This is a genomic window from Carboxylicivirga sp., from assembly GCF_982718395.1.
This window is the reverse complement of sequence record NZ_CEXQWX010000260.1, coordinates 1-5276: the sequence shown is the minus strand read 5'-3', so window position 1 is coordinate 5276 and position 5276 is coordinate 1. Positions and strand designations below refer to the sequence as shown.

The following is a 5276-nucleotide window of genomic DNA, read 5'->3' as shown; positions in this document are numbered from 1 at the left end:
TTGAAGATGCCATGGATAGCTACGAAAAAGTATTGGAGATTGTAGGGGAGATTTGTGGTGACATCGTCGCTCCAAATGCAGAAAGTGTGGATCAGGAAGGTCCAAAGATTGTAAATAATGAAGTGGTTTATGCCAAAGGTACACAGGAAAACCTGGATGCTTTGGTTAAAGCCGGATTAATGGGAATCACTTTACCACGTAAGTACGATGGTTTGAACTTCCCAATTGTACCTTATATCATGGCAGCTGATATTGTATCACGTGCCGATGCTGGTTTTGTTAACATTTGGGGATTACAAGATTGTGCAGAAACAATCAACGAATTCGCTGATGAAGACCAGAAAGAGCGTTTCTTAACACGCGTTTCGCATGGTGAAACAATGGCGATGGACTTGACTGAGCCGGATGCAGGTTCTGATCTTCAGGCTGTTCAGTTAAAAGCTGAATTAAAAGACGGTAAGTGGGTATTAAACGGAGTTAAGCGTTTTATTACCAATGGAGATGGACATATTGCATTGGTGTTAGCTCGCTCAGAAGAAGGAACACAGGACGGACGTGGTCTGTCGATGTTTATTTACGACCGCAACCACAAGTCTGTTATTGTACGTCGTTTAGAGAACAAGATGGGTATCAAAGGTTCACCAACTTGTGAATTGGTATTCAAAGATGCGCCTGCTGAATTGGTTGGTAACCGTAAAATGGGATTGATCAAGTACGTAATGGCATTAATGAACGGTGCACGTTTGGGTATTGGTGCTCAGTCAGTAGGAGTTTGTGAATCGGCTTATCGCGAAGCATTGGAGTATGCCAAGGAGCGTGAGCAGTTTGGTAAGCCTATTATCCAGTTCCCGGCTGTATATGAGATGTTGGCGACGATGAAGGCTAAATTAGATGCCGGTCGTACTTTATTGTACGAAACATCGCGTTACGTAGATATCTACAAAACATATATGCATATTTCGGAAGAGCGTAAGCTTGAGCCTGAAGAGCGCAAAGAAATGAAGCGTTACCAGAAATTGGCTGATTTCTTCACGCCACTATTGAAAGGTATGACTTCGGAGTATAGTAACCAGTTGGCTTACGATGCGGTACAGATTCACGGTGGTTCAGGTTTTATGAAGGATTATCCGGTTGAGCGTATTTATCGTGATGCTCGTATTACTTCTATTTACGAGGGTACAACTCAGTTGCAGGTTGTTGCAGCTATTCGTGGAGTTACAACAGGTGGTTACCTTGATCGTATACGTGAGTTTGAAGTGATGGAATTGAAGCCTGAATTACATGCACTTCGTCGTACATTAATCGGTATGACTGACGAGTACGAACGTGTTGTTAAGACTGTTGTAGGTGTTAAAGACCTTGAGTATGTAGATTACCAAGCACGCCGCATGGTGGAAATGGCTGGTAACATTGTAATGGGTTACCTGTTGTTGCATGATACTCAACGTAATGATCAATTCAAGACTTCAGCAGAGATCTTTATTGCACGCGGTAAAGCAGATAATCATGCAAAAGCTGGATTCATCTTTAATTCATCAATTGATGACTTAGGATTCTATAAGCCTGATTTAGCGGAAGCTTAATAATATTATAGATAATTAGAATAAACGGTTGTTCCTTTGGGAACAGCCGTTTTTTTATTATACGATTTTAGAAATATGCTTAATCAATCAGGAACATATGCGTATATTTAATATTCAATAAATCTATTGAATAATGAAATGATTAGTATATTTGTTGCATTATTTAAGCGATAAGAATGGGAAAAGATAATTTTAAGAACTCAATGTTTGAGGGCTTATCTCGTTTGTTAAAAGCATTGGCTAATCCACTACGACTGGAGATATTGGAGATTTTAAGTCAGGGTGAGAATACCGTTGAGAGTATTGTTAATTTAACGAATATGACTGTTGCTAATGCATCACAACATTTGCAGGTACTAAAAAGCAATAATATTGTTAAGAGTCGCAAAAATGGGAGATATGTATATTACTCAATTGCCAATAATCAATTTCTTTCTTTGTATCAACATATAACCACTTATGGAACGAATGAAATAGCTGATCTGGAAAGGAATCTGCTACGTCAGCGTCAGGATTCTAATTCTGCAGATGCGGTAAGTTTAACTGAATTAGACTACATGCTGAACCAGGATAATATTGTGCTTTTAGATGTAAGACCTGAAGCAGAATATAAACAAGACCATATAACTGGTGCGGTTTCAATGCCTGTTGAAGATATTGTAGCCCGATTAAAAGAACTTTCGAAGAGTAAAGAAATTGTGGCGTATTGCCGTGGGCCGTTTTGCGTATTAGCAGATCAGGCAGTTCGTATATTACAAGAAGCTGGTTATTCGGTCCGTCGCCTTGATAAAGGATATCCGGAATGGAAGCTGGAACAATTAAAAAGTCAATAAATTATCAGTGAAATCCCACTCTGATTTCAGGCTGATATACGGTAATTGAAAGAAAACCTATACACATGCAAGATTTAATTTATCTCGATTACAATGCAACCACCCCCATAGATAGTGAAGTTTTAAGAGCTATGCTACCATATCTTAAAGGCAATTTTGGAAACCCTTCAAGTATTTATTCAATAGGTGTTGAAGCAAAACAGGCCATTGAGAAAGCACGCGTTCAAGTGGCTGAATTAATAAATGCGGCGGCAGGTGAGGTTGTCTTTACAAGTGGAGGTACTGAAGCTAATAACATGGCCATTATCGGTACTGCACTGGCTAATGAAAACAAGGGCAAGCATATCATTACATCAGCAATAGAGCATCCGGCGGTAATAAATGTATGTCAATACCTTGAGATGCAAGGATGGGAAGTGACATATGTACCTGTAAATAAATATGGCAGGGTGGAGATGAGTGAAGTTGAAAAAGCAATACGGCCGGATACCGTTTTGGTGACTATTATGCATGCTAATAATGAAGTGGGTACCATTCAGCCGATAGAAGAAATTGGTGCGATTGCCTCAAAACACAATATTATCTTTCATACTGATGCTGCCCAATCACTTGGTAAAGTGAAAACGGATGTTAAAAGCCAGAGTGTTGACCTTTTAAGCATTGCAGGCCACAAACTTTATGCACCTAAAGGCATCGGTGCACTTTACATTAAAGGTGGAGTACAGCTGAAAAATGTACTGTGGGGAGCAGGGCAGGAAAAAGGCATACGACCAGGAACAGAAAATGTACCCTACATAGTTGGGCTTGGACAGGCCTGTTATATCGCTCAACAAAATTTAAACAGGAATGCAACTCATATGATGCATTTGAAAATGCGACTATGGGAAGGACTGCGAACCAAATTGAATGATACCATCAGTATAAATGGCCAATTAGATAATAGTTTGCCAAATACCTTGAGTGTATCGTTAGATGGAATTAAAGCTCATCAGCTGGCCTCATCCTTAAGTCTCTCATTGGCGATATCAACCGGTTCTGCATGTCATGCGGATACAGTTCATATTTCACCTGTATTAAAGGCAATGCAGGTAGAGGAACGTAAAGCCCTAAGTACTATCAGGATTTCGGTTGGCAAAGATACAACTGAAGATGAGGTTGATCGGGCAATTGCTATTATTGCCCAAACTGTATATCAACTCAGACAATAAAACAAATCGCATAGATTATAAAAAACATTGAAATGAAACTTGGTGTAATTATCGAGACCAAAGAATTTGAAAAAGCCTGGAATGCTTTTCGATTTGCTGTAACTGCAGTAAAGACGGGACATTCTGTAAAGGTATTTTTAATGGGAGAAGCTGTTGAGTGCGAAGGACTCACCCATGAAAAATATAATGTTGATGAACAACTAAACTTATTCCAAGAGGTTGGAGGTGAGTTGCTGGCTTGTGGAACATGTTTAAAGTCAAGGCAGTTAGACGATGCTTCAACTTGTCCTGTTTCAACCATGGCTGATTGTCTTCAAATGGTTGAATGGGCCGATAAAACTGTTACTTTTTAAATATCGATCATTAGAATCTATTCTGAATTGCGAATATAATCGATTGATATTTAAAGTATAATAGTTAAAGTCTATTAAACCGCTATGTTTTTATAGCTTATCTTTCTTCAAGCCGCACAAAACTTCTATTTTTGTGGCGCAAAGAACATTACTTTAATATGAATAAAGAATTCAAAGCAACTCCATATAAGCTGGAGTCTGTTAAGAGCGGAAATCAATTTGAAGATGAGGGGTGGACACTAGATGCGCCTAATGAACATGAATGTAGTTTGGTAAGGGCTATCTATGAGAAGAAGCAAATTGATGTGAAAGATCCTTCATATGGAGTATTTCGTTTTGCTGACTGGTTACCGGTCCATAAAATGCTGGAGGGATCATCAGCTCCGGTAACATATAAAAGTGAAGGTTTAGCCAAATACCTTGGATTAACAAATTTATATATAACATTTAGTGGATACTGGCCCGAGAAGGGAGCCAATTTCCGCACTTGTTCATTTAAAGAAACAGAAGCTTATTCGGTTGGTGGTAGATTATTGACGGATGATGGTACTGTACTGGTAGTAGCCTCAGCAGGAAATACGGCTCGTGCTTTTGCTCGGGTTTGTTCCGATAATAATATTCCTTTATTGCTGTGTGTGCCTGAAGATAATATCGATGCCATGTGGTTTGATGAGCCTATAAAGGACAATGTAAAATTGGTGGTGACCAAATCGGGGAGTGACTATTTTGATGCTATTCATTTGTCAAATATGGCTTGCGAACTGGATGGTTTTGTAGCCGAAGGAGGTGCAAAGAATGTGGCTCGTCGCGATGGAATGGGAACTACCACTTTGTCGGCAGTAACATCAATAGGGGAGATTCCAAAGTACTATTTCCAGGCTGTTGGAAGTGGGACCGGTGCTATTGCTGCTTGGGAAGCCAACAAGCGTTTGATAGAAGACGGACGTTTTGGAAATCATTTTATGAAATTAATGGTGTCACAAAATGTACCTTTCCTGCCTATTCATGATGCCTGGAAAGCTCAATCACGTAAGATGTTGCCATTGGATGACGATGTAGCACGTAAGCAAGTGGAAGAGATTGACGCCAAGGTACTGTCCAATCGTAAACCACCTTATGCAGTATTTGGTGGATTGTACGATGCCATGAAAGAAGCGGGTGGTGATGTATTAACAGCTACAAATGAAGCAGCTGCAGAAGCTGCACGTATCTTTGAAGAAACAGAAGGGAATGATATTCACCCGGCAGCCTCGGTTGCTACAGCCACATTAATACAAGCTGTTAAAGATGGAGTTGTTG

At 39.8% G+C, this 5276-nt stretch carries 5 protein-coding genes; all 5 read left to right on the top strand.

What is annotated here, in order from left to right:
- On the top strand, positions 1–1583 hold a 1583-nt coding region (locus AC4MRQ_RS24795), incomplete at its 5' end, for an acyl-CoA dehydrogenase family protein (protein ID WP_491200422.1).
- 176 nt (positions 1584–1759) lie between these two features.
- Positions 1760–2416, top strand: a complete 657-nt coding sequence (locus tag AC4MRQ_RS24790) for an ArsR/SmtB family transcription factor (RefSeq protein WP_491200421.1) — start codon at positions 1760–1762, stop codon at positions 2414–2416.
- 65 nt (positions 2417–2481) lie between these two features.
- On the top strand, positions 2482–3624 hold the full coding sequence (locus tag AC4MRQ_RS24785) for a cysteine desulfurase family protein (protein WP_491200420.1): 1143 nt from the start codon (positions 2482–2484) through the stop codon (positions 3622–3624).
- Positions 3625–3656: 32 nt separating this feature from the next.
- Complete coding sequence (locus AC4MRQ_RS24780; protein WP_491200419.1) at positions 3657–3977, top strand: DsrE/DsrF/TusD sulfur relay family protein; 321 nt, start codon at positions 3657–3659, stop codon at positions 3975–3977.
- A gap of 158 nt (positions 3978–4135) precedes the next feature.
- Positions 4136–5276: cysteate synthase (locus AC4MRQ_RS24775; RefSeq protein ID WP_491200418.1), on the top strand; the 1141-nt coding region annotated here is incomplete at its 3' end.

Coding starts and splice junctions, on each gene's coding strand:
- AC4MRQ_RS24785 (WP_491200420.1), top strand. CDS start 2,482: ATGCAAGATTTAATTTATCTCGATTACAATGCAACCACCCCCATAGAT.
- AC4MRQ_RS24790 (WP_491200421.1), top strand. CDS start 1,760: ATGGGAAAAGATAATTTTAAGAACTCAATGTTTGAGGGCTTATCTCGT.
- AC4MRQ_RS24780 (WP_491200419.1), top strand. CDS start 3,657: ATGAAACTTGGTGTAATTATCGAGACCAAAGAATTTGAAAAAGCCTGG.